Here is a 23,441-nt window from a genome sequence, read left to right as displayed (position 1 = left end):
TTGGCTGTCTAAGGATTTGTCACGGCGGCGTGGTGGATCGTGGTTCTGCCGGCGGATGTGCCGTCGTGGTCCGGACGGAACCACGCCGTGGCCGCCCCGGCCGGCGCGCGGGGCGGCCACGGCAGCCCTGTTACTGGTTCAGCTCGCAGGGGGCGAGGGCTTCGAGGCCCTCGGGCTTCTCGGCGGCGCGGCCGATGGCGGTCTCGATGCGGTTGAGGGCGGCGACGCGCTTGTCCTCGAGGGGGCCGAGGATGGCGTTCTGGACGAAGTTGGGGCCGCCCTGGCCGACGGTGTCGACGAGGCGCTGGTTGGCTTCCTGGATCTGGGTCTCGAGCTGGGCGAGGTTGCGGTCGACCTCGGCCTGCGCGGAGGCGGGGATCTCCGGCAGGGAGCCCTCCACCGCCGGGCAGCTGATCGTGCCCGCGGCGCCGCCGCCCGCCGCGTCGCCCGCGTCCTCGGCGCCACCGGCGGCGTCGCCCGCTTCCTCGCCCGCGGCTTCACCGCCGGCCGCCTCGTCGTTCGCCGCTCCACCGGCCTCGGCCGCGGCGTCCTCACCGCCGGCCTGCGCCTCCTCGCCCGCCGCCGCGTCGCCTTCGGCGTTCAGCTCGCAGGGGGCGAGGGCTTCGAGGCCCTCGGGCTTCTCGGCGGCGCGGCCGATGGCGGTCTCGATGCGGTTGAGGGCGGCGACGCGCTTGTCCTCGAGGGGGCCGAGGATGGCGTTCTGGACGAAGTTGGGGCCGCCCTGGCCGACGGTGTCGACGAGGCGCTGGTTGGCTTCCTGGATCTGGGTCTCGAGCTGGGCGAGGTTGCGGTCGACCTCGGCCTGCGCGGAGGCGGGGATCTCCGGCAGGGAGCCCTCCACCGCCGGGCAGCTGATCGTGCCGGGCGAGGCCTTGGTCGACGCGTTGTTGCTGCTCTTCGACGTCTCCCCGGCCAAGGCGGACCCGGCGATCACCGCCCCTGACAACACCACAGCGGCGGCACCGCCGATCATGAAGACGCGGCGCTTGTGGTACTTCGGAAGAGCCCTGGACATGCGGATGCCTCACTAGGGGGTCGGGGGGTCGGGGCCGTCCGTCGGTCGGCGGGAGGGCCCGGTCCTCTGATTCCTTTGTTTACAAACGCGGCGCCTGCGTTCGGGGAGAGGTACGAGAAAGCGCGTTCCCTCGTTCAAGGGCTTCTGAAATTTCGTTCAACTTTCTTTCGGGGCGGCCGAGTCCGACACCGCGTCCGACCGGAAAAGGCCTGGCGGACGCCCCGGTGCGCACCCTGTGGTCCGGCGCGCCCACCAACCCCCTCGATTGACGAATCATGCATAGTTCTGCATACTCATGCATAGCACTGAACGCACCGCTGAGGAGAAACCCGTGACCGAGCGCGTCGTACTCGCCTACTCGGGCGGTCTGGACACCTCCGTCGCCATCGGCTGGATCGCCGAGGAGACGGGCGCCGAGGTCATCGCCGTCGCGGTGGACGTCGGCCAGGGCGGAGAGGACCTGGAGGTCATCCGCAAGCGCGCCCTCGCCTGCGGTGCTGTCGAGGCCGAGGTCGCCGACGCCAGGGACGAGTTCGCCGACGAGTACTGCCTCCCCGCGATCAAGGCCAACGCCCTCTACATGGACCGCTATCCGCTGGTCTCCGCGCTCTCCCGGCCGGCGATCGTCAAGCACCTCGTCGCCGCCGCCAGGAAGCACGGCGCCTCCACGGTCGCCCACGGCTGCACCGGCAAGGGCAACGACCAGGTCCGCTTCGAGGCCGGCATCGTCGCCCTCGCCCCCGACCTCAGGTGCATCGCCCCGGTCCGTGACTACGCGATGACCCGCGACAAGGCCATCGCGTTCTGCGAGGAGAAGAACCTCCCGATCGCGACCACCAAGAAGTCCCCGTACTCCATCGACCAGAACGTCTTCGGGCGCGCGGTCGAGACGGGTTTCCTGGAGGACATCTGGAACGGCCCGATCGAGGACATCTACGAGTACACCCAGAACCCGGCCACGCCCCGCGAGGCCGACGAGGTGATCATCTCCTTCAGGGGAGGCGTCCCGGTCGCCCTCGACGGCAAGCCGGTCACGGTCCTCCAGGCCGTCCAGCAGCTCAACGAGCGCGCGGGCGCCCAGGGCGTCGGCCGCATCGACATGGTCGAGGACCGCCTCGTCGGCATCAAGTCCCGCGAGGTGTACGAGGCACCGGGCGCCATCGCCCTGATCACCGCACACCAGGAGCTGGAGAACGTCACCGTCGAGCGCGAACTCGCCCGCTACAAGCGGCAGGTCGAACAGCGCTGGGGTGAGCTCGTCTACGACGGCCAGTGGTTCTCCCCGCTCAAGCGCGCCCTGGACGGCTTCATCAACGAGGCCAACCAGCAGGTCGACGGCGACATCCGGATGACCCTGCACGGCGGTCGCGCGGTGGTCACCGGCCGCCGCTCGGAATCCTCCCTCTACGACTTCAACCTCGCCACGTACGACACCGGCGACACGTTCGACCAGGCCGCGGCCAAGGGCTTCATCGACATCTACAGCCTGTCGTCGAAGATCGCGGCACAGCGTGATCTGCGGGCGTAGCCCGACGTGGACCCGGCGCAGGCAGTAGCGTGACGACCGCCTCCCTGACCGCAGGCCGGCAGGGAGGCGGCGGCACATCCGTATCTCTCCTAGGAGCAACGCAAGTGAGCAGCAACAGCGGTGACGTACGGCTCTGGGGCGGCCGTTTCGCCGACGGTCCCGCCGAGGCCCTGGCGAAGCTGTCCGCGTCCGTCCACTTCGACTGGCGGCTCGCGCCGTACGACATCGCCGGTTCCCGTGCCCACGCGCGCGTGCTGCGCAAGGCGGGCCTGCTTGACGACGACGAGCTGACGCGGATGATCGCCGGTCTCGACCAGCTCGAGGCGGATGTCGCTGACGGCTCCTTCGTGGGCACGATCGCCGACGAGGACGTCCACACCGCGCTGGAGCGCGGCCTGCTGGAGCGACTCGGCCCGGACCTCGGCGGCAAGCTGCGCGCGGGCCGCTCCCGCAACGACCAGGTCGCGACCCTCTTCCGCATGTACCTGCGCGACCACGCGCGCACCATCGGCGGTCTGATCGCCGAGCTCCAGGACGCGCTGGTGGGCCTCGCCGAGGCCCACCCGGACGTCGCCATGCCGGGCCGCACCCACCTCCAGCACGCCCAGCCGGTGCTCTTCGCCCACCACGTCCTCGCCCACGTCCAGTCGCTGTCCCGGGACGCCGAGCGGCTGCGCCAGTGGGACGAGCGGACGGCCGTGTCGCCGTACGGCTCGGGCGCGCTGGCGGGCTCCTCCCTCGGCCTCGACCCGGAGGCGGTCGCCAAGGACCTCGGCTTCGAGCACGGCAGCTCGGCCAACTCCATCGACGGCACGGCCTCCCGCGACTTCGTGGCCGAGTTCGCCTTCATCACCGCGATGATCGGGGTGAACCTCTCCCGGATCGCGGAGGAGGTCATCATCTGGAACACGAAGGAGTTCTCCTTCGTCACCCTCCACGACGCGTTCTCCACGGGCTCGTCGATCATGCCGCAGAAGAAGAACCCGGACATCGCGGAGCTGGCCCGCGGCAAGAGCGGCCGTCTCATCGGCAACCTGACGGGCCTGATGGCGACCCTCAAGGCTCTGCCCCTCGCCTACAACCGCGACCTCCAGGAGGACAAGGAGCCGGTCTTCGACTCCATCGACCAACTGGAGGTCCTGCTCCCCGCGTTCACCGGCATGATGGCCACCCTGACCGTCCACCGCGAGCGCATGGAGGAGCTGGCCCCGGCCGGTTTCTCGCTCGCCACCGACATCGCCGAGTGGCTGGTCAGGCAGGGCGTGCCCTTCCGTGTCGCCCACGAGGTCGCGGGCGAGTGCGTCAAGGCCGCGGAGGCCGAGGGCAAGGAACTGGACGAGCTGACCGACGACCAGTTCGCCAAGATCTCCGCCCACCTCACCCCCGAGGTCCGCTCCGTGCTCAACGTCCCTGGCGCCCTCGCCTCCCGCAACGGCCGCGGCGGCACGGCCCCCAGCGCCGTCGCCGTCCAGCTCGCCGAGGTCAAGGCGGACGTGGCGGCGCAGCACGCGTGGGCCACGGCCAAGAAGAAGCGGTAAGGGAGCGCCCCGAACAGGGGCGCGGGGCTGTGTCGATCTGCGGCTCCGCCGCGTGGGCGCGACAAGCCCCGACGAACCCGCACCCGCCAAAGAACGGGAAGAACCGAGCGCTGAGGCGGGGGTCGAAGGGGCGAAGCCCCTGGGGATGGGACGGGTAGGGGCGGCGGGGGCGAAAACCGCCCTGCCACCGCCGCCGCCGCATCACGAAGGTCATCGGGGGTTACGTTGGTCGGAACGCCGTATGGAGCCGACCGAACGGAGCCCGCGATGCCCTTCGCCCGACTGGCCTCAGCAACGACCCCCACCTGCCACATCGGACTGGGTCTCGCCGCCGTCGGACGCCCCGGCTACATCAACCTCGGCCGGGACCAAGACCTCGGAGAGGCCCGCAGCGTCGACGCCCTGCGGGCCCGCAGCCACGAACTCCTCGACGCCGCCTACGCCCAGGGCGTCCGCTACTTCGACGCGGCCCGCTCCTACGGCCGCGCCGAGGAGTTCCTCGCCGACTGGCTGACGGCCCGCCCCGACGTCGACGACGTCGTGATCGGCAGCAAGTGGGGCTACACGTACACCGCGGACTGGCGCACCGACGCGGAGAAGCACGAGATCAAGGACCACAGCCTCCAGACCTACGAACGGCAGCGCGCCGAGACCGCCGCACTCCTCGGCGACCGGCTCGACCTGTACCAGATCCACTCGGTGACCCCGGACAGCCCGGCCCTCGTCGACAAGGAGCTCCACTCCGCGCTGGCCGAGGCCGCGGCGCAGGGCACCACGATCGGCTTCTCCACCAGCGGTCCCGCGCAGGCCGACGCGATCCGCGCCGCGCTCTCGGTGACCGTCGACGGCGAGCCCCTCTTCCGCACCGTGCAGTCCACGTACAACATCCTGGAGACCTCGGCCGCTCCGGCGCTCGCCGAGGCGCACGACGCCGGGCTCACCGTGATCGTCAAGGAGGGCATGGCCAACGGGCGCCTCGCCGGTCCGCACGCCCCCGAGGCGGTCAGGGCCGTCGCCGAGGAGGCCGGACTGGGCGCCGACGCGGTCGCCCTCGCCTTCGTGCTGCGTCGGCCGTGGGCGGGTGTCGTGCTGTCCGGCGCGGCGACCACCCTCCAGCTCGCCTCCAACCTGCACGCCGCCGTCGTCGACCTCGACGACGACCAGGCGGCCCGCCTCGCCGCACTCGCCGAGGAACCGGCGGCGTACTGGGAGCGCCGCGGGCAGCTGCCCTGGCACTGAGGCCGACGGAACCGGCCGACCCGACAGCGAATCCACCCGACCCGACAGCGAATCCACCCGACCCGAGGGCTGTGAGACGCCTACGCCTAAAGTGAGACAGGAATGTCTCAGTTGGGTTATGGTTGTCTCATGGCCCTCGATCGTGACCATGTGCTGCGCAGCGCCGCCGCCCTGCTGACCCGCAGATCCACCGCCACCATGGACGAGGTGGCCAAGGCGGCCGGGATCAGCCGGGCCACGCTGCACCGCCACTTCGCGGGGCGCGACGCGCTCGTCCGGGCGCTGGAGGCGCTCGGCATCGAGGAGTGCGGGAAGGCCCTGGACGCGGCCCGCCTGGACGAGGGGCCGGCGAGCGACGCCGTACGGCGACTCGTCGCGGAGTTCGAACCCGTCGCCGGGCTGCTCTCCTTCCTCTACGGCGAGAGCCAGCTGTTCGAGGGCGAGGGGCAGAACGAGGGCTGGGCGCGGATCGACGCGCGCATCGCCGCGCTGTTCCGGCGCGGCCAGGAGGCCGGAGAGTTCCGCATCGACCTCACCCCCGCCTGGCTCACCGAAGCCCTGTACGGGCTCGTCGCCTCCGGCGCCTGGGCCGTGCTCGACGGCCGGGTGGCCACCAAGGACTTCCAGTTCATGATCGTCGAGCTGCTGCTCGGCGGCGCGCTACGGAGAGAGGAATCATGACCAGCACCATGCGGCCGGCGGCCACGACGGAGGCGGTGAAGCGCCCGGGTCGTTGGGCGGCGCTCGGCGTCCTCGTCCTCGCCGTGCTGCTGGTGGCCGTCGACGCCACCGTCCTCGGCCTCGCCACGCCGTACATCAGCGAGGACCTCAAGCCCTCGGGTACCCAGCTGCTGTGGATCGGCGACGTGTACTCGTTCGTGATCGCGGGCCTGCTCGTCTCCATGGGCGGTCTGGGCGACCGTATCGGCCGCAAGAAGCTGCTGCTGATCGGTGCCACGGCCTTCGGGGCGCTGTCCGTGCTCAACGCCTATGCCGTGACCCCCGAGTTGATGATCCTGGCGCGGGCGCTGCTCGGTGTCGCGGGCGCCACCCTGATGCCCGCCACGCTGGCCCTGATCCGCAACCTCTTCCACGACCCGCGCGAACGCAGCCTCGCCATCGGCATCTGGGGCGCCACCGCCTCCGCCGGCACTGCGGTCGGCCCCGTCCTGGGCGGATTCCTGCTCGAACACTTCTGGTGGGGCTCGGTCTTCCTGATCAACCTCCCGGTGATGGCCGTCCTCGTCGTCGTCGGCGCCAGGCTGCTGCCCGAGTCGCGCAACCCGGCTCCCGGTCCCTGGGACCCGGCCAGTGTCAGCCTGTCGTTCGTCGGCATGATCGGCGTCGTCTACGCGGTGAAGGAGCTCGCGAGCCACGGGCTGTCGCCGGACGCGCTGGGCGTGGCCGCGCTCGGTGCGGGCGCCCTCTACTGGTTCGTACGACGCCAGCTCGCGCTGCCCCAGCCGCTGCTGGAGATGCGGCTGTTCCGCAACCGCGGGTTCTCCGGAGCCGTGCTCGCGGACCTGCTGACCATCCTCGGCCTGGCCGGAGTGGTGTTCTTCCTGTCGCAGTATCTGCAACTCGTCCAGGGCAGGGGTCCGTTCGAGGCGGGGCTCGCCGAACTGCCCGCCGCCGTCGGCGCGGTGCTGACCGGACTGGTCGCGGGCTCGTTCGCCCGGCGGTTCTCCGTGCGGTCCGTCGTCGCGGGCGGACTCGCGGCGGTCGGGCTGGCGCTGGGCGCGCTCACCCTGATCGACCAGTCCACCGGTTACCCGCTGATCGGTGCGGCACTGCTGGTGGTCGGCGTCGGCGCGGGCTTCTCCTTCACCGTGACCGCCGACGTGATCCTCTCCAGCGTGCCCAGGGAACAGGCGGGCGCCGCGTCCGCGGTGTCCGAGACGGCGTACGAGCTCGGCGCGGCCCTCGGCATCGCCCTGCTCGGCTCGATCGTCACCGGTGTCTACCGGGGCTTCCCCGCTCCGGCGGAAACCCCCGCCGCGGCGCACGAGTCACTCGGGGGCGCCGCCGAGGTGGCGTCGACCCTGCCCGCGGACAGCGCGGCCACCCTCATGTCGGCCGCCCGCGACGCCTTCGTCGACGGGCTCGCGCTCGCGGCGGGCATCGGCTCTGCGGTACTGCTGGCCGCGTCGCTGGCAGCCTGGTTCCTCCTGCGAGGCCAGCGACTGGAGGACGCGGACAACCACGCGCCCGTTCACTGAGCCCTGAAACCCGGGCAACCCCTTGCAGGGTGGCAGGGGCGCGCTGGAAGCAGCCGTGAGGCCGGGGCCGCCGCTTCGCCTGTGGGTGGGGCGGTGGACGGGGGCGTGGCCAGGGGGATGAGGGCGTGGGCGGGTGGATGGGGGAGTGAAGGGACCCCGGGCGTGCGTCGAGCGTGGTCCGACTGGCTGAATATCAGGAAACCTGAGGAATGAGTACGCCTGCCGAGCGGGCCGCGTCAAGGCCGTCACGGCAACTTCTCCCTCTGGAAGGCCGGATGGGAGGACTCCGAAGAGCGTGTCCGACACGTCTCGGCAACACCCTTGTCATCCGCCTTGTCATCCGCCGTCGCCCTGTGCATCATCGTGGCCATCATCAGGGTTCCTGATATCGGGCGCGCCGCCCGGCCCTACCGGGACGCGAAGGAACCCGCCACCGCTTCCTGCTGCCGGCTCTGGCTTCCCCCAGCGGCTTCTGCCGCCCATTCCGGCTTCCTGAGCAGCCGCACCACCCTCAAGTCCCGCTCCCTCGACGCACTCGGAGGCAATCATGAGAGCTCCCATCAGCACATCCGCGACAGGTGATTTGTCCCGAAGATCCGTTCTTCGAGGGACAGTCGGAGCCGCCGGGCTGTTCACCGCAGGCGGTCTGCTGACCGCCTGCGGCGGCATCAAGGAGTCCTCGGCACAGACCGACGCGGTGCTCCGGATCGGCTACGTCTCGCCCAGCACGGGCCCGGCCGCGGGCTTCGGCGAGCCGAACGCGTACCTGATGAAGACGATGCGCGCCGCTTTCAAGGGCGGGCTGAAGATCGGCGGCAAGAAGTACTCGATCGAGATCGTCGACCGCGACAGCCAGTCGAATCCACAGCACGCCGCGCAGGTCGCGACCGACCTGATCAACGGCGAGAAGATCGACCTGATGCTCGTCACCTCCACGCCCGAGACGGTCAACCCCGTCGCCGACGCGTGCGAGGCGGCCAAGATCCCGTGTCTGTCCACCGCCGTGCCGTGGGAGGCCTGGTACTTCGGCCGCGGCGCCACCCCCGAGAAGCCGTTCACGTACACCTACCACTTCTTCATAGGCGTCGCGGAGCTCCATGCCGCGTACACCTCCCTGTGGACGGGGGGAGGGGTGGAGACCAACAAGCGGGTCGGTGTCATGTGGCCGAACGACCCCGACGGCAAGGCGATCCGGCAGGGGCTGGGGCCGCTGCTGAAGAAGAGCGGGTTCAGAATCGTCGACCCGGGGGCGTACGAGGACGGCACGAACGACTACTCGGCGCAGATCGCGGCGTTCAAGAGGGCGGACGCGGAGATCTTCAACACCTTCCCGCTGCCGCCCGACTTCGCCACGTTCTGGAAGCAGGCCCGGCAGCAGGGCTACCGGCCACGCATCGCGAGCATCGCCAAGACCGGCCTCCTCCCCTCCCAGATCGAGGCGCTCGGCTCCCTCGGACACGGACTCACCGCCGGCTTCTGGTGGTCGCCCAAGTTCCCGTACTCCTCCAGCCTCACCGGCCAGACCGCCCAGCAACTGGCCGACGACTACGAGAAGTCGACGGGCAAGCAGTGGACCCAGATCCTCGGGTCCAACATGGCGCTCTTCGAGGTCGCGGCCCACGCCCTGAAGGCGACCTCCGACCCCAAGGACCGGAAGGAACTGGCGGCCGCCCTCGGCAAGGCCCGGCTCCTCACCGTCGTAGGGCCGCTGAACTTCCACGCAGGCCCGGTGGACAACGTCTCCACGGAGCCGCTGGTCATGGGTCAGTGGCGCAAGGCAACCGGAGGCAGCAGGTTCGCCGTCGAGCCGGTCATCGTCGACAACGGCGGCACCGGCACCATTCCGCTCGGAGGCGAACTTGAGCCCCTCCGCTGAGCCGGTGACCGTGGGCACAAGGAAGGCCGCCCCGCCGGTGCTCGTGGCGCACGGCATCCACCGGCGCTTCGGCAGCCTGGTCGTCCTCGAAGGCATCGATCTCGTCCTCGCCCCCGGCGAGGCCCTGGGCATCGTCGGTCCGAACGGCGCCGGAAAGACGACCCTGCTCGACATCCTCTCCGGGGCCCAGGCCCCCTCCGAGGGCAGTGTCACCTTCCGGGGGCAGGACGTGACCCGCTGGAAGGCCGACCGCCGCTGCCGCAGCGGCATCGGACGCTCCCACCAGGTGCCGCGCCCCTTCACAGGCATGACGGCCTACGAGAACGTGCTGGTCGCCTCGGTGCAGGGCGGCTCGCACCGGGGGCGAGCCGCACAGCAGCACGCGCTCGGCGTCCTCGAAAACTGCGGCATGCTCGGCCAGGCCAACCGGCCCGCGGCCGCGCTCACCCTGCTGGAGCGCAAGCGGCTGGAGATGGCGCGGGCACTGGCGACCGATCCGCAGGTGCTGCTGCTGGACGAGATCGCCGGCGGTCTCACCGACGCCGAGACGGACGAACTGATAGCCACCATCCAGCAGTTGCGTGCCGACGGCATCGCCATCGTCTGGATCGAGCACGTCATCCACGCACTGCTGCGGGTGATCGACCGGCTGGTCTGTCTCGCCCAGGGCCGAGTCCTGGCCGAGGGCGAACCGGACGCCGTCATGTCCGACCCACGGGTCGTCGAGGCCTACCTCGGGAGCGCGGCATGAGTCTGCTGGCAGTCGAGAATCTCGAAGTACGGCACGGCCTGCTGCGTGCCGTCCGCGACGTCTCCTTCGCCGTGGACGAGGGCGAGGTCGTGGCGGTGGTCGGGGCCAACGGCGCCGGGAAGTCCACCCTGCTGCGGGCCGTCGCCGGAGCACACCGGCCGGCCGGGGGCCGTGTCCGCCTCGACGGTGTGGAGGTGACGGACCGGCGGGCACACGACCGTGTCGCGGCCGGGATCGCGCTGGTCCCGGAGGGGAGGCGGCTCTTCGCCGATCTCACCGTGGAGGAGAACCTGCTGGTCGCCTCCGCGGTGCGCCGCCGCGGACCATGGGACCTGGCAGCCGTCGTGGCCGCCTTCCCTCTGCTCGACGGGCTGCTGAAGCGGCGTGCCGGCAACCTGTCGGGCGGCGAGCAGCAGGCCGTGGCCATCGGCAGGGCGCTGATGACCAACCCCCGGCTGCTGCTGCTCGACGAGGTCTCGCTGGGCCTCGCGCCCGTCGTGGTCGACACCCTCTACGACTCGCTCGGCACGATCCTCTCCGGCGGTACGACGGTGCTGCTGGTGGAGCAGGACCTCGGCCGGGCCCTGGGGGTGGCCCGGCGCGTGCTGTGCATGCTCGAAGGCCGCGTCGTCCTGGACGAACCCGCCGGTGAGGTCACCCGCGAACAGGTCGTCGAGGCGTACTTCGGGCTGAGCCACGCCGCCGTCGCAACCGTGTGGGAGGAGCCGGCATGAACTGGATCAACGCCATCGTGCAGGGCGTCATGCTCGGCGGTGTCTACGCCCTCTTCGCCTGCGGCCTGTCCCTGATGTACGGCGTCATGCGGACGGTCAACCTGAGCCACGGCGACCTCGCGGTCCTCGGCGCGTTCCTCGTCGCCGTGCTGGCCGCCGCCGTCGGTATCAGCCCGCTCTTCGCGGTCCTGCTGGTCCTGCCTGTGATGGGCCTGGTCGGAGTGGCGCTGCAACGGGGCGTCCTCGGCACGGCGCTGCGCACCGGCGAGATGTCGTCGATGCTGGCCACGTTCGGTCTCGCCATCGTCCTGCAGAACGTACTGCTGGAGATCTTCAGCGCCGACTCCCGTTCCCTGGACGTCGGTTCACTGTCCACGTCCGGCCTTCAGCTCGGGTCGTCGGTGAGCATCCCTTACCTCGGCCTGTTCACCCTGGCCGTGGCGGTCGTGCTGCTCGGAGGGCTCCAGTTGCTGCTGGCCCGTACGGGCATCGGCCGGGCGATCCGCGCCACCGCCGCCGACGCGGACACCGCCGAGCTGGTCGGGATCGACAGCCGCCGGGTGTACGCCTGGGCCGCTGCCATCGCCGTGGCCACCGCGGGCCTCGCGGGCGCGTTCTTCGCCATGCGGTCCTCGTTCAGTCCGTCCATGGGGCCGACCCAGCTGCTGTTCGCCTTCGAGGTCGTCGTGATCGGAGGGCTCGGTTCGCTGTGGGGGACACTCGCCGGGGGCATGCTCCTCGGCGTCGCCCAGACGGTCGGCGCACAGGCCGACCCGCGCTTCTCCATCCTGGCCGGACACGTGGTGTTCCTCGCGGTCCTGGCCTTCCGTCCCCAGGGACTGCTCGGCATGAGAAGGAGCCGTACATGACCACCGCGTCACCGGTGGCCCCCACCACCGCCTCCGCCCCCTCGACCATCCACCGGTGGACCCCCGCCTCCCGTACCGCGACCGGGTCCGTGTCCGCCCTGCTGCTCTTCCTCGCGTTCGCGCCGTTCGTCTTCCCGCCCGAGGTGACCGCGAAGCTGACGGCGCTGTACGTCCTCGTCATCGTCGCGGCCATGTGGAACGCGCTGGCGGGCTACGCGGGCCTGGTCTCCGTCGGCCAGCAGGGCTTCATCGGGCTGGGCGCGTACGGCGTCTTCCTCCTTGTCGACCGGGGTGTCAGCCCCTTCGTCGCGGTCGTCCTGGCGGCCCTGCTCGCAGGTGCTGTCGCCGTGCCCACCTCGCTGCTCGCGTTCCGCCTCACCGGGGGGCAGTTCGCCATCGGCATGTGGGCGATCGCGGAGTTCTTCCGGCTGGTCGTGGTGAACGCCCCTTCGCTGGGCGGAGGTTCCGGCCGCTCGCTCACCGATCTGTCGGCCGCCGATCCGGCGGTGCGGCAGGCCCAGGTGTACTGGCTCGCCCTCGCGGTGATGAGCGTGCTGCTGCTGACCGTGTTCTTGCTGCTGCGCAGCCGGCTGGGGGCCGCGCTGGAGGCGATCCGCGACGACCCGGTGGGCGCGGCGTCCGTCGGAGTACGGGTCACCTCGGCGAAACGACTGGTCTTCGTCCTCGCGGCGGTGGGCTGCGGGGCGGCCGGCGGACTCACCCTCGCCAACACCCTGCGCGTGCAGCCGGACGCCATCTTCGGGGTCCACTGGTCCGCGTACATGATCTTCATGGTGGTCATCGGCGGCATCGGAACCTTCGAGGGACCGATCATCGGAGCCATCGTGTTCTTCCTGGTACAGGACTGGTTCGGGGGCGACGGAGGCACCTGGTACCTGATCGGGCTCGGCGTCCTGGCCATCGCGATGACGCTGTGGATGCCGCACGGGCTGTGGGGTACCGTGGCACGCCGACGTGACGTGGAACTACTACCTGTCGGATATCGGGTGAGGACACCGGTCGTACGACGTCCCTGACGGTCACGGCCGACCTCACAGACGACCGACCAAGGGGTGCGCGCGATGGCGGAAACAGCCGACCGGGCTCCGGGTGCGGAACCTGAGCCCGGTCCGGCCCGGGAGGACCGTAAGGGCGCGCTGACGATCTACCTCGTCAAACAACTCGAACTCGCCATCCGCTCCTTCATGGAGGAGGCCCTGCGCCCGTACGGGCTCACGTCGTTCCAGTACACCGCGCTGACAGTGCTTCAGCACCGGGGCGGGCTGTCCTCCGCCCAGTTGGCGCGTCGTTCCTTCGTCAGGCCCCAGACGATGCACGAGATGGTGCGCGCGCTGGAGGAGCGCGGACTGATCGAGCGCACCCATGCTCCGGGCAACCGGCGGATCATGGAGACCCGCCTGACAGAGAAGGGGGAGGAACTGCTGGCGGCCTGCGCCCCCAGCGTGCAGGAACTGGAGGACCGGCTGCTGCTCGACATGCCGGAGGAACGGCGCTCCGCGTTCCGTCAGGGCCTGGAGGACGGGCTCGCCTCCCTGACGGGGCGGCACCACGGCTGACACACGGATCGTCGAGCCACCCGAGCCCGCCCCGGCCCGCTGACAGTTCCGCAGGCGAGGTCACCCCGGAAGCGGGATGGCGTCCCGCCGGGTGCCGTGGCCACCCGGACGGCGTCGGTCCGGACGGCTGTGACCGGCCGGCACTGCCGAACGACCGACCGCCGCGCGAGCCGCCCATGCCGCCCTGACCTCATGCCGCCCTGACCTGCGAAGGTGTGCTGTCGGCCGCTCGGCGCCCGGGGCAGCCGTCCCTGGTCAGCCACAAGACCGCAGGAGCCAACCCGCCGGGGTGTCCAGGACGATCCGCTGCCGACGACCGCAGCCCCCCGGCCCGCCCAGCGGAGCGTCAGGCCGCTTCCTTGGCCTTCGTCGCATACATGTCCACATACTCCTGCCCGGACAGCCGCATGACCTCGGCCATCACGGAGTCCGTCACCGCACGCAGCACATACCGATCGCGGTCCATCCCCTCGTACCGCGAGAACTCCATCGCCTCACCGAACCGCACAGTGACCCGCCGAGGCCGGGGCAACCCCGCACCCCCCGGCTGGATCTTGTCCGTACCGATCATCGCGAACGGCACTACCGGCGCACCCGTCATCAGCGTCAACCGCGCGATACCCGTGCGCCCCCGGTACAGCCGCCCGTCCGGCGACCGCGTGCCCTCGGGGTAGATGCCGAACATCCGCCCCTCCTCCAGCACGCGCCGCCCGGTCATCAGCGCGGCGACCCCGCCCCGGCCGCCGTCGCGGTCCACGGGGATCATGCCGACGCCGGTGAAGAACCAGGCCATCAGCCGGCCCTTGAACCCCTTGCCGGTGACGTACTCGTCCTTGCCGATGAAGAACACCTGCCGGTCGCACACCAGCGGAAGGATCATCGAGTCGATGAACGTGAGGTGGTTGCCGGCGAGGATCACCGGACCGTCCCCCGGGATGTGCTCCGCGCCCTCCACCCGTGGGCGGAACATCAGGCGCATGATCGGTCCGAGCGTGGCCTTGATGAGCGCGAAGCGGGACAACGGGCCCTCCGGTGTCAAGGGGTTCGATATGAGTCTGTGCAGGTGAGGACGATACTCGCGGATCCCCGGGTCTCGCACGTCGGGTTCACCGAGTGGATACGCACTGTTGACGTAGTTTTACCTGCGGTTGCGCCCCGTTGAGCGTTTCCACACCCGGGCCGTTCGTGTGACGGACATCCCACGCCGACCCCGGCCGGGTACCCCCGGCCGCGCCACCCAAGCCGACGGCACGTCAACTCGCCCGCCCCGCAAGGCGACCGGAAGACATCCAGCGTCACCCGCGTGTTCCGTCCCAGGTCTCCCGTACGTCACCTCGCGCCACCTACGATCGTCGCGCTTTGACAGGTGCAGGGCGTGTGGCGGGAGGAGAGCCGTATGGGGACGCAGGAGTCGTACGAGCAGCAGGGCCGGGGAACGGGACGGCGGGCGCTGCTCGGCGCCGCGGTGCTCGGCGCGGGCGGAGCGGCCCTCGGGCTGTCCGGTACGGCGGCGGCAGCCGACGCCCGGCGGGGGAGCGGCGGACTGAACAGTCTGCCCGTGCCGACGATCATCGGCCACCGGGGGGCCAGCGGCTACCGGCCCGAGCACACCTTCGGCTCGTACCAGCTGGCCCTCGACATGGGTGCCGACATCGTCGAGGCCGGCGACCTGGTGCCCACCAGGGACGGCCACCTCGTCTGCCGCCACGAGCCCGAGATCGGCGGCACCACGGACGTCGCGAACCACCCCGAGTTCGCCGACCGCAAGACCACGAAGACGCTGGACGGTGTCTCCGTCACCGGCTGGTTCACCGAGGACTTCACGCTCGCCGAGCTGAAGACGCTGCGCGCCGTCGAGCGCATCCCGGCCAACCGCCCCCACAGCACCCTCTACAACGGCCGCTGGGAGATCCCCACCTTCGAAGAGGTCCTGCGGTGGCAGGACGAGCAGACCCGGAGGCGCGGCAAGCAGGTCTGGATCTACCCCGAGCTCAAGCACCCCACCTACTTCCGCGAGCTGGGCCTGGGCATGGAGGGGCGGGTCGCCAAGCTGCTGCGCAAGTACCGCAAGGACAGGCGGAACTCGCCGGTCATCCTGCAGTCCTTCGAGCCGACCAGCATCCAGCGCCTGAACAAGCTCGTCGACAACCCCCTCGTCGTCCTGCTCTCGGGCGCGGCCACCCGCCCGTGGGACTTCGTCGAGACCGGCGACCCGCGTACGGTCGCCGACCTGATCAAGCCCGAGGGCCTCAAGGAGATCGCCGGTTACGCGCAGGGCATCGGTCCGACGCTCGACCTGATCATCCCGAAGGACGCGAGCGGCAACCTCACCACGCCCACCACGCTGGTCGCCGACGCCCACAAGGCCGGCCTGGTCCTGCATCCCTACACGATGCGCAACGAGAACCCGTTCCTCCCCGCGAGCTTCCGCAAGGGGACGGACGCGGACGCCTACGGCGACGTCTTCGCCGTCTTCAGGACGTACTTCGCCACGGGCATCGACGGTGTCTTCACCGACAACCCGGACACCGGTGTCCTGGCCCGCGAGGACTTCGTCAACAGCTGAGCCGCAGGCCCCGATGGGGTGACAGACGGCCGCCCGGGCAACTCCCTGCCCGGGCGGCCGCGTCGTGCCGCACATGACACACGACCTGGTCGCCGTCCTGCGCCCGCTGCTCACCGCCGAGGCCTCGGCCGAGGCGCACGCCTCCGGAACCGAGCCGGGCGACCTGGAACAGGCGGTCTGGCTCCGCCTCCTGGAGCGCCTCGACTCCGACGGTCCGCCCGTGGACCCACAGGGGTGGCTGCGCCGGGCCGTTCGTTCCGAGGTGCGCCGCACCCGCCGTACGGCCCGGCGGGAACGGCCCTACGAGGGCGAGCCCGCCGACGACCGTGACCACGGCCCCGAGCACCTGGCCCTCGCCGCCGTCCGGCGCCGCGCTCTCCATGCCGCGGTCCGCCGGCTGCCCGGCCGCTGTCCCCGCCTGCTCGCGGCGTTCCTTTCCCCCGAGGACCTCACTTACCGTGAGATCGCGAGTGAGTTGGGTATCTCACAGGGGAGTCTTGGGCCGGAACGTTCCCGATGTCTGGGATGTCTGCGTCGATTGCTTGCCGCGGAGGTTGCGGCCGGGGAACCGCGGGGATAGGAGTGAGGGACAACAGGCGACAGGTGAGCGGGAGGCGTGCACACATGGGCATGAGCGTGACCATCTCCGTGGCGACCGAACAGGATGCCGAGCAGATCTTCAGGCTGCAGTACCTGTGCTTTCAGAGCGAGGCGGCTCTGTACGGCAACTACCGCATCGAGCCGCTCGTGCAGCCGCTCGAATCGGTTCGCGAAGAGGTCACGACGGACTGTGTGTTCGTGGCCCGGCTGGGCGACGAGGTGGTCGGCTCCGTCCGCGGAACGATCGGTGAGGACGGCGCCGCGTCCATCGGCAAGCTCTGCGTCCACCCGCGCCTCCAGGGGCACGGGATCGGCGCCCGCCTCCTGCGCGCAGCCGAAGCTGCCCTCGCGGAGGAACGGGGCGCCACGAGGTTCCGCCTCCACACGGGCCACCGCAGCGAGGGGAGCCTGCGTCTGTACCGGCGCGTGGGCTACGAGACCGTGGGCACGTCGAAGGGCGAGGACGGCGTACCGATGATCGTCCTGGAGAAGTCGGTACAGGTGGGGGCGTACGCGGCCACGGCGTGAGTTCGCGCCCTTGAGAGGGGCGCGGGGCTGTGCCCTCCCTACCGCGCCCCCTTCCGCAACCAGTACATGGCCGACAGGGGAAGCAGCACGGGAATGAACAAGTACCCCATCCCGTAGTCGGACCACACGGTCGCGTCCGGGAACGCGGACGGCTCCACCAAGGTCCACGTCCCCACCACCAGCACGCCCACCAGCTCGGCGGCGCAGCACACCAACGCCGCCTTGCGGGCGGTCTCGCCACCCCGCACCAGCGAGTACGTGATGAAGCCGTACACCAGCCCGGCCACCGCGGAAAGCGAGTACGCGAGCGGCGCATGGCCGAACTCGGTGGAGATCTGCACCGCGGAGCGCGACACCGCGCCGACCACCATCACGCCGTACAACCAGACGAGCAGCATGCCCGGCCCCTTGATGAGCCGGGTGCGTCGCGCTTCGCCCGGCCGCTGCTCGGCGGTCGTCATCTCAGCCTCCCCAGATGTCGTAGAGCCGCACTTGGAGCACCGCCAGCACCACACCGCCGGCCGCCACGGTCACGCTGCCCCAGCGGGTGCGTTCGGCGAGCGACATGAAACCGGCCACCGGAACGCAGGCCAGCGCCCCGAGCAGGTACGCGACGAAGATCGTGGTGCCCTGTTCCGGCTTCTCGCCGCGCGCCAGCTGCACGATCCCGACCACCAGTTGCACCAGGGCCAGCAGCGACACCACCGCCATCCCGATGAAGTGCCAGTCCTTGGTCGGCTGGTCGCGGTAGGCCGCCCAGCCGCACCAGGCGGCCAGCAGCAGCGCGGCGACGGCGGTCGCCACCGTCAGGGCATCAAGCATGCCGTGACCCTATTACGGGCCAAAAGCCGTGCCGTCCTCGCCCCCGGCCTCCTCGCGGCGGACCTCACCGCCGTCTCCCCGCCGGTCTCACCACCGGCGTGACCATCGTGGCGTTGACCACAACCCGTCAAGGCAGCACACCGTCCACCGGCCACGCGGACCAGGGACGAAGACCCCGGCACCCCCTGTCCATGACTGTCCAGCATACGGACAACGGGTGCCGTGTCAGGACCGTAGGCATGTTTTACTGATCGCATGACCACGACGAGCTGCCGCATCCCTGCGACCGAGGCGACCCTGACGCCCGGTGCTCGTTGTCTGTGTCGAATGTGCGCCTTCTAGAGGGCCCCCGCACCAACCCTTGAGTCTCGCGCCCCGAAGCGAGCCGCTGTGGCGTGTCCGTACGCCGTTCGCCGTACGTGACGACATGCCGCCCCCACGGCCTGAACGGCGTGGAACTCCCTTGCGCACCTGTTCCCTCCGTGCCCGGGCACACGCACGCCCGCGCACTCGACAGTGATGGAAACCCAGTGATCACCACATCAGGCCTCACCAAGGTCTACCGCTCGCGCGGCCGTGAGGTCACCGCCCTCGACGGCGTCGACCTGCACGTCCGCGAAGGCGAGGTGTACGGCGTCATCGGCCAGTCGGGCGCCGGCAAGTCCTCGCTGATCCGCTGCGTCAACCTGCTGGAGCGACCGACCTCCGGGACGGTCACCGTCGCCGGACGGGACCTCACGGCCCTCGCCGGACGCGGCCCGCGCGCAGGCCGGGAACTCCGCGCCGCGCGCAGCCGGATCGGCATGGTCTTCCAGCACTTCAACCTGTTGTCCTCGCGTACCGTCCAGGACAACGTCGAACTGCCGCTGGAGATCCTCGGAAAGTCGGGCAGGGAGCGGTCCCGCAAGGCGCTCGAACTCCTCGACCTCGTCGGCCTCGCCGACCAGGCGAAGGCGTACCCGGCCCAGCTCTCCGGCGGACAGAAGCAGCGCGTCGGCATCGCCCGCGCCCTCGCCGGCGACCCGAAGGTGCTTCTCTCCGACGAGGCGACCAGCGCCCTCGATCCGGAGACCACCCGGTCCATCCTCCGGTTGCTGCGCGATCTGAACCAGCAGCTCGGGCTGACCGTCCTGCTCATCACGCACGAGATGGACGTCGTCAAGTCGGTCTGCGACTCCGCCGCACTCATGGAGCGGGGCCGCGTCGTCGAGTCCGGCACCGTCAGCGACCTCCTCGCGACCCCCGGTTCCGAGCTGGCCGCGGCCCTCTTCCCGGTCGGCGGCGACGCCTCCGGGGACGACCGCACCGTCGTCGACGTCACCTTCCACGGCGAGGCGGCCACCCAGCCCGTCATCTCGCAGCTCTCACGCACGTACAACATCGACATATCGATCCTCGGCGCGGCCATCGACACCGTCGCCGGCAAGCAGATCGGCCGGATGCGCATCGAACTGCCCGGCCGCTACGAGGACAACGTCGTGCCGATCGGCTTCCTGCGCGAACGAGGCCTGCAGATCGACGTCCTGGGCCGCGAACAGCAGCCCGCACCGGTGAAGGAAGGGGCCGCCAAGTGACCTGGTCTCAGATGCAGCCCCTGCTGGAGCAGGCCTGTTGGGACACCCTCTACATGGTCGGCTGGTCCACCCTCATCGCGGTCGTCGGCGGACTGCCGCTCGGTGTGCTGCTCGTGCTCACCGACCGCGGGGGCCTCCTCCAGAACGTCGTCGCCAACAGGGCCATCGGGCAGGTCGTGAACGTGGCCCGCTCGATGCCCTTCATCATCCTGATGGTGGCGCTGATGACGTTCACGCGCTGGATCACAGGGACGACCATCGGCCGCGAGGCCGCCATCGTGCCGCTCGCCATCGGGGCGATCCCCTTCCTCGCGCGCCTCGTCGAGACGGCTGTCCGCGAAGTGGACCACGGGCTCGTCGAGGCCGTGCAGGCCATGGGCGGCAACACCTGGACGATCGTCCGCAAGGTCCTCGTACCGGAGTCCCTGCCGTCCCTGATCGCCAGTACCACCACCACGATCGTCGCGCTCATCGGCTACTCGGCGATGGCGGGCACGGTCGGCGCGGGCGGCCTCGGCGACATCGCCATCCGCTACGGCTACCAGCGCTTCGAGACCGGGCTCATGTGGATCACCGTGGCGATCCTCGCCGTCGTCATCTCGCTCATCCAGTTCGCCGGCGACTACGCGGCCCGCGGACTGCACCGGCGCGGCGGCCGCTCGGGCCCCGCCCCGAAGCTGCGGCTGCTGAAGCCCAGGGAGTCCGCGACCGCGGGCGCCGGCAAGGCCACCTGACCCTTGCTTCTCAGACTCCCCGTCCACCCATGACGGGGTCGCACCACCCGCGATTGAAAGGCACTTTTCGTGCGTAACACCGCCAAGCTCACCACCGCCGTCCTCGCCGCCGGAGCCCTCACCCTCGGGCTCACCGCCTGCGGCGCGGGCAAGGACTCCGGCTCCGCCGACGGCCCGCTGATCGTCGCCGCGAGCCCCACCCCGCACGCCGAGATCCTCACCTACGTCAAGGACAACCTGGCGAAGAAGGCGGGCCTCGACCTGGAGGTCAAGGAGTTCACCGACTACGTCACGCCGAACACGGCGACGGAGGACGGCTCCGTGGGCGCCAACTACTTCCAGAACAAGCCGTACCTCGACGACTTCAACAAGAAGAACGGCACCCACATCGTGCCCGTCGTCACGGTCCACCTCGAGCCCCTCGGCCTCTACTCGAACAAGGTCGAGAAGGCCGGCGCCCTGAAGAACGGCGCGACCGTCGCCGTCCCCAACGACACCGTCAACGAGGCGCGCGCCCTGAAGCTGCTCGCGGCGAACGGCCTCATCACCCTCAAGGAAGGCGCGGGCACCTCGGCGACCCCCTCGGACATCGCCGAGAACCCGAAGAACCTCCAGTTCAAGGAACTGGAGGCGGCCCAGACCCCCCGCTCCCTGAACGACGTGGACGCCGCGGTCGTCAACGGCAACTACGCCCTGGAGTCCGACCTGTCGCCCGCCGACGACGCCCTCGTCCTGGAGAAGGCCAAGAACAACCCCTACGGCAACTTCCTCGCCGTCAAGGAGGGCCAGGAGAAGGACCCGCGCGTGAAGAAGCTCGCCAAGCTCCTCACCTCCGACGAGGTCAGGAAGTTCATCGAGACCAAGTACGCCAACGGGTCCGTGCTGCCCTCCTTCTGACCCTTCTGAGGTTCCCCGGGAGCGCGGCTGCCGACGTGTCACGTCACCGCGCGGGGTCCACTCCTCACCGGGTGTGGACCCCGCGCGTGCGGTTCAGTGCTTTCATGCTGCATGCTGGGCAGTTCAGCAGGCCCGAAGGTTTCCGAAGGTTACGGAGCGGCGCATGACTACCACCTTCCCCGACATCTCCATCAGCACGGAGCGGTTGGTGCTGCGCCCCTTCGACGAGGACGACGCCCAGTCCCTCGCCGAGATGATGAACGACGAACAGGTCATGGCCTGGACGGACGTCCCCCAGCCCTTCACCGAGGACAGCGCCCGAACCTGGATCACCGAGCGCGCACCCACCGAACGCACCGAGGGCCGGGGCCTCGACCTCGCCGTCACCGAGTTCCTGACCCAGCGTCTGGTCGGCATCATCCAGCTGGCCAAGACGAACTGGCACGTGCGGTCGACGGAGTTGTCGTACGTCGTCGCTCCCTGGGCCCGCGGAGAGGGCTACGCCTCCGAAGCGGCGCTCGCCACCGCCCAGTGGCTGTTCCGGGACCAGAAGTTCGAGCGCATCGAACTCCGTACGGCCGCCGACAACACCGCCTCCCAGCAGGTCGCCCAGAAGATCGGCTGCATCAGCGAGGGCGTCCTGCGCAACGCCTGCATAGCGCGCACCCGCACGGAGGCGGGCTGGGTCGAGGTCCGCACGGACTTCATCGTCTGGAGCCTCCTCCCGGAGGACCTCGAAGGCGTCAGCGAGGAACTCGCCGACACCGGTGGCTTCACCGCGTACTCGAACTGGAACTGACCCTCGGCCTCCTGGGACCTGCAGCCTTCCGGGCTCTTCTGGAGGCTTCTGGAGATCGCCTCGGCGTCTGCCCGCCGCGGCACCATGACGGCCCAGTCGGCACCGGCACCGCGGCGTGCGCGCGCATGGGCACGGCTTTCTCCGGTACTCCCCGCCTCGATGACTCTCCGCCTCGACGCCGGAGGACCTGCGAGGCGCCGCCCCGGGCCCGACCAGGTACCCTCACGGAGCCCCTGCCCGGGCTGCCCCTGACGACCTGCGCGAACCCTGGAGACTGACGACGATGGCCGACCGCGTCACGGTGATCGGCTGGGACGGCTCGCCGCTGACCGCCGCGGCGCGCTCCGCCCTCGGCGCAGCCACGCTCGTGGCCGGCGCGGCCCACCACCTGGCGCTCGCCGAAGTGCCCCCGCACGCGGAGCGCATCAGGCTCGGCAGCGTCGCCCTCGCCGCCCGCCGCATCGCGGGCCACCGCGGCACCGCCGTGGTCCTCGCCGACGGGGACCCGGGCTTCTTCGGAGTCGTCCGCACCCTGCGCGACCCCGAGTACGGCCTGGAGGTCGAGGTCGTCCCCGCCGTCTCCTCCGTCGCCGCCGCCTTCGCCCGCGCGGGCATGCCCTGGGACGACGCACAAGTGGTCGTCGCGCACCGTCGCACCCTGCGCCGCGCGGTGAACGTATGCCGCGCCCACACCAAGGTCGCCGTCCTCACCTCACCTGGTGCGGGACCCGCCGAACTCGGCCTGCTCCTCGAGGGAATCCACCGGACCTTCGTCATCTGCGAGGAGCTGGGCACCGAACGCGAACAGGTCACCGTCCTGACCTCCGACAAGGCGGCCGACCACACCTGGCGCGACCCCAACGTCGTCATCGTCATCGGCGGCCCGGTCACCGCCGGTGAGGGCGGCGGCTGGATCGCGGGACGCGACCCCGGTGCCGAACCGCGCGGCTGGGCGCTGGCCGCCGACGAGTACGGCGGCGACCTGGGAGAGGGCGAGACCGACCTGCTGCGCGCGGCCCAACTCGCCCGCCTCGGACCGCGCGTGGGCGACCTCGTGTGGGACATCGGCTGCGGCAGCGGCGCCTTCGCGACCGAGGCCGCACGCTGCGGCGCCGCCGTCATCGCCGTCGACCGCACCCCCTACGCCTGCGGCCGCACGGCCGTCGCGGCCCGGCGCTTCGGCGTCCAACTGCAAGTAGTGCACGGCACCGCGCCGCACATCCTGGAGAACCTCCCCGAACCCGACGTCGTCCGCGTCGGTGGTGGGGGAGCGCCCGTGGTCTCCGCCGTCGCCGACCGTCGCCCGCAGCGCATCGTCACGCACGCGGCCACCCGCGACGCCGCCGAACTCATCGGCCGGGACCTCACCGAGCACGGCTACGACGTCCAGTGCGCCCTCGTGCAGTCCGTCGAACTCGACACACGGGCCTGGACGGAGAAGGAGCGGAGCGTTGCGTTCCTGCTCACGGGGGAACTGGGGCGGCGCCAAGCCCCGCGCTGAACAGTGCCCGGTGGACGGCGCGGAGGCAACCGTCCGGATGTTCCCTGTGATCC

23 protein-coding genes are annotated in these 23,441 nt (G+C 70.6%); 19 read left to right on the top strand and 4 right to left on the bottom strand.

Annotated features, from left to right (window positions below; translation table 11 throughout):
• Positions 1-130 precede the first annotated feature (130 nt).
• The gene (locus ACZ49J_RS35925; protein ID WP_467454913.1) at positions 131-1,036 is read right to left on the bottom strand and encodes a hypothetical protein; all 906 of its coding nucleotides are present in this window, start codon (positions 1,034-1,036) and stop codon (positions 131-133) included.
• Between the two features lie 331 nt (positions 1,037-1,367).
• Between ACZ49J_RS35925 and ACZ49J_RS35920 the strand changes: the two genes are divergently transcribed.
• The 11 genes from ACZ49J_RS35920 (at position 1,368) to ACZ49J_RS35870 (ending at position 13,367) form a co-directional block, all read left to right on the top strand.
• Positions 1,368-2,564, top strand: a complete 1,197-nt coding sequence (locus ACZ49J_RS35920) for an argininosuccinate synthase (protein ID WP_467454914.1) — start codon at positions 1,368-1,370, stop codon at positions 2,562-2,564.
• Positions 2,565-2,668: 104 nt separating this feature from the next.
• Positions 2,669-4,102, top strand: coding sequence for an argininosuccinate lyase (argH, locus tag ACZ49J_RS35915; RefSeq protein WP_467454915.1), 1,434 nt, complete (start codon positions 2,669-2,671; stop codon positions 4,100-4,102).
• Positions 4,103-4,369: 267 nt separating this feature from the next.
• Complete coding sequence (locus tag ACZ49J_RS35910; protein ID WP_467454916.1) at positions 4,370-5,341, top strand: aldo/keto reductase; 972 nt, start codon at positions 4,370-4,372, stop codon at positions 5,339-5,341.
• A 129-nt stretch (positions 5,342-5,470) separates the two neighbouring features.
• Entirely contained in the window at positions 5,471-6,022 is a 552-nt protein-coding gene (locus tag ACZ49J_RS35905) for a TetR/AcrR family transcriptional regulator (protein ID WP_467454918.1), read from the top strand.
• Positions 6,019-7,560 carry an MFS transporter gene (locus tag ACZ49J_RS35900; RefSeq protein ID WP_467454919.1) on the top strand — a complete coding sequence of 514 codons (1,542 nt, stop codon included), beginning with the start codon at positions 6,019-6,021 and terminating at the stop codon, positions 7,558-7,560. The genes ACZ49J_RS35905 and ACZ49J_RS35900 overlap by 4 nt, the downstream gene beginning before the upstream one ends.
• A 583-nt stretch (positions 7,561-8,143) precedes the next feature.
• The gene (locus tag ACZ49J_RS35895) at positions 8,144-9,436 is read left to right on the top strand and encodes an ABC transporter substrate-binding protein (RefSeq protein ID WP_467454921.1); all 1,293 of its coding nucleotides are present in this window, start codon (positions 8,144-8,146) and stop codon (positions 9,434-9,436) included.
• Positions 9,437-9,440: 4 nt separating this feature from the next.
• Positions 9,441-10,187, top strand: a complete 747-nt coding sequence (locus tag ACZ49J_RS35890; RefSeq protein ID WP_467454922.1) for an ABC transporter ATP-binding protein — start codon at positions 9,441-9,443, stop codon at positions 10,185-10,187.
• On the top strand, positions 10,184-10,921 hold the full coding sequence (locus ACZ49J_RS35885) for an ABC transporter ATP-binding protein (protein ID WP_467454924.1): 738 nt from the start codon (positions 10,184-10,186) through the stop codon (positions 10,919-10,921). The genes ACZ49J_RS35890 and ACZ49J_RS35885 overlap by 4 nt, the downstream gene beginning before the upstream one ends.
• Positions 10,918-11,790, top strand: coding sequence for a branched-chain amino acid ABC transporter permease (locus tag ACZ49J_RS35880; RefSeq protein ID WP_467454926.1), 873 nt, complete (start codon positions 10,918-10,920; stop codon positions 11,788-11,790). Before ACZ49J_RS35885 ends, ACZ49J_RS35880 begins: the two co-directional genes overlap by 4 nt.
• The gene (locus tag ACZ49J_RS35875) at positions 11,787-12,827 is read left to right on the top strand and encodes a branched-chain amino acid ABC transporter permease (RefSeq protein WP_467454927.1); all 1,041 of its coding nucleotides are present in this window, start codon (positions 11,787-11,789) and stop codon (positions 12,825-12,827) included. The genes ACZ49J_RS35880 and ACZ49J_RS35875 overlap by 4 nt, the downstream gene beginning before the upstream one ends.
• Positions 12,828-12,872: 45 nt before the next feature.
• Positions 12,873-13,367 (top strand): MarR family winged helix-turn-helix transcriptional regulator, encoded by a 495-nt coding sequence (locus ACZ49J_RS35870; RefSeq protein ID WP_467454928.1) that lies wholly within the window; start codon positions 12,873-12,875, stop codon positions 13,365-13,367.
• 346 nt (positions 13,368-13,713) lie between these two features.
• Here ACZ49J_RS35870 and ACZ49J_RS35865 read toward each other — a convergent pair whose 3' ends face one another.
• A complete protein-coding gene (locus tag ACZ49J_RS35865; protein WP_467454929.1) occupies positions 13,714-14,388 on the bottom strand; it encodes a lysophospholipid acyltransferase family protein in 675 nt (224 codons plus the stop codon).
• Between the two features lie 375 nt (positions 14,389-14,763).
• Between ACZ49J_RS35865 and ACZ49J_RS35860 the strand changes: the two genes are divergently transcribed.
• The 3 genes from ACZ49J_RS35860 (at position 14,764) to ACZ49J_RS35850 (ending at position 17,061) form a co-directional block, all read left to right on the top strand.
• Positions 14,764-15,933: a glycerophosphodiester phosphodiesterase gene (locus tag ACZ49J_RS35860; protein WP_467454930.1), complete on the top strand. Its 1,170-nt coding sequence runs from the start codon at positions 14,764-14,766 to the stop codon at positions 15,931-15,933.
• Positions 15,934-16,006: 73 nt separating this feature from the next.
• On the top strand, positions 16,007-16,513 hold the full coding sequence (locus ACZ49J_RS35855; protein WP_467454931.1) for a sigma-70 family RNA polymerase sigma factor: 507 nt from the start codon (positions 16,007-16,009) through the stop codon (positions 16,511-16,513).
• Positions 16,514-16,557: 44 nt separating this feature from the next.
• Positions 16,558-17,061: a GNAT family N-acetyltransferase gene (locus ACZ49J_RS35850; RefSeq protein WP_467454933.1), complete on the top strand. Its 504-nt coding sequence runs from the start codon at positions 16,558-16,560 to the stop codon at positions 17,059-17,061.
• Between the two features lie 38 nt (positions 17,062-17,099).
• On the opposite strand, the gene ACZ49J_RS35845 is transcribed toward ACZ49J_RS35850, so the two are convergent.
• Both ACZ49J_RS35845 and ACZ49J_RS35840 read right to left on the bottom strand, forming a co-directional pair.
• Positions 17,100-17,522 (bottom strand): hypothetical protein, encoded by a 423-nt coding sequence (locus ACZ49J_RS35845; RefSeq protein ID WP_467454934.1) that lies wholly within the window; start codon positions 17,520-17,522, stop codon positions 17,100-17,102.
• A gap of 1 nt (position 17,523) precedes the next feature.
• Positions 17,524-17,883, bottom strand: coding sequence for a hypothetical protein (locus ACZ49J_RS35840; protein ID WP_366829790.1), 360 nt, complete (start codon positions 17,881-17,883; stop codon positions 17,524-17,526).
• 530 nt (positions 17,884-18,413) lie between these two features.
• Between ACZ49J_RS35840 and ACZ49J_RS35835 the strand changes: the two genes are divergently transcribed.
• The 5 genes from ACZ49J_RS35835 to cbiE all read left to right on the top strand — a co-directional run bounded on the left by ACZ49J_RS35835 (position 18,414) and on the right by cbiE (position 23,388).
• On the top strand, positions 18,414-19,457 hold the full coding sequence (locus ACZ49J_RS35835; RefSeq protein WP_467454936.1) for a methionine ABC transporter ATP-binding protein: 1,044 nt from the start codon (positions 18,414-18,416) through the stop codon (positions 19,455-19,457).
• Positions 19,454-20,191 (top strand): methionine ABC transporter permease, encoded by a 738-nt coding sequence (locus ACZ49J_RS35830; protein ID WP_467454938.1) that lies wholly within the window; start codon positions 19,454-19,456, stop codon positions 20,189-20,191. Before ACZ49J_RS35835 ends, ACZ49J_RS35830 begins: the two co-directional genes overlap by 4 nt.
• 69 nt (positions 20,192-20,260) lie before the next feature.
• Complete coding sequence (locus ACZ49J_RS35825) at positions 20,261-21,088, top strand: MetQ/NlpA family ABC transporter substrate-binding protein (protein ID WP_467454940.1); 828 nt, start codon at positions 20,261-20,263, stop codon at positions 21,086-21,088.
• Between the two features lie 163 nt (positions 21,089-21,251).
• Positions 21,252-21,887, top strand: coding sequence for a GNAT family N-acetyltransferase (locus ACZ49J_RS35820; RefSeq protein ID WP_467454942.1), 636 nt, complete (start codon positions 21,252-21,254; stop codon positions 21,885-21,887).
• 283 nt (positions 21,888-22,170) lie between these two features.
• On the top strand, positions 22,171-23,388 hold the full coding sequence (gene cbiE, locus ACZ49J_RS35815; protein ID WP_467454944.1) for a precorrin-6y C5,15-methyltransferase (decarboxylating) subunit CbiE: 1,218 nt from the start codon (positions 22,171-22,173) through the stop codon (positions 23,386-23,388).
• Positions 23,389-23,441 lie beyond the last annotated feature (53 nt).

Source organism: Streptomyces sp. NPDC030840 (assembly GCF_055572015.1).
This window is presented reverse-complemented; position numbering and strand designations above follow the sequence as displayed.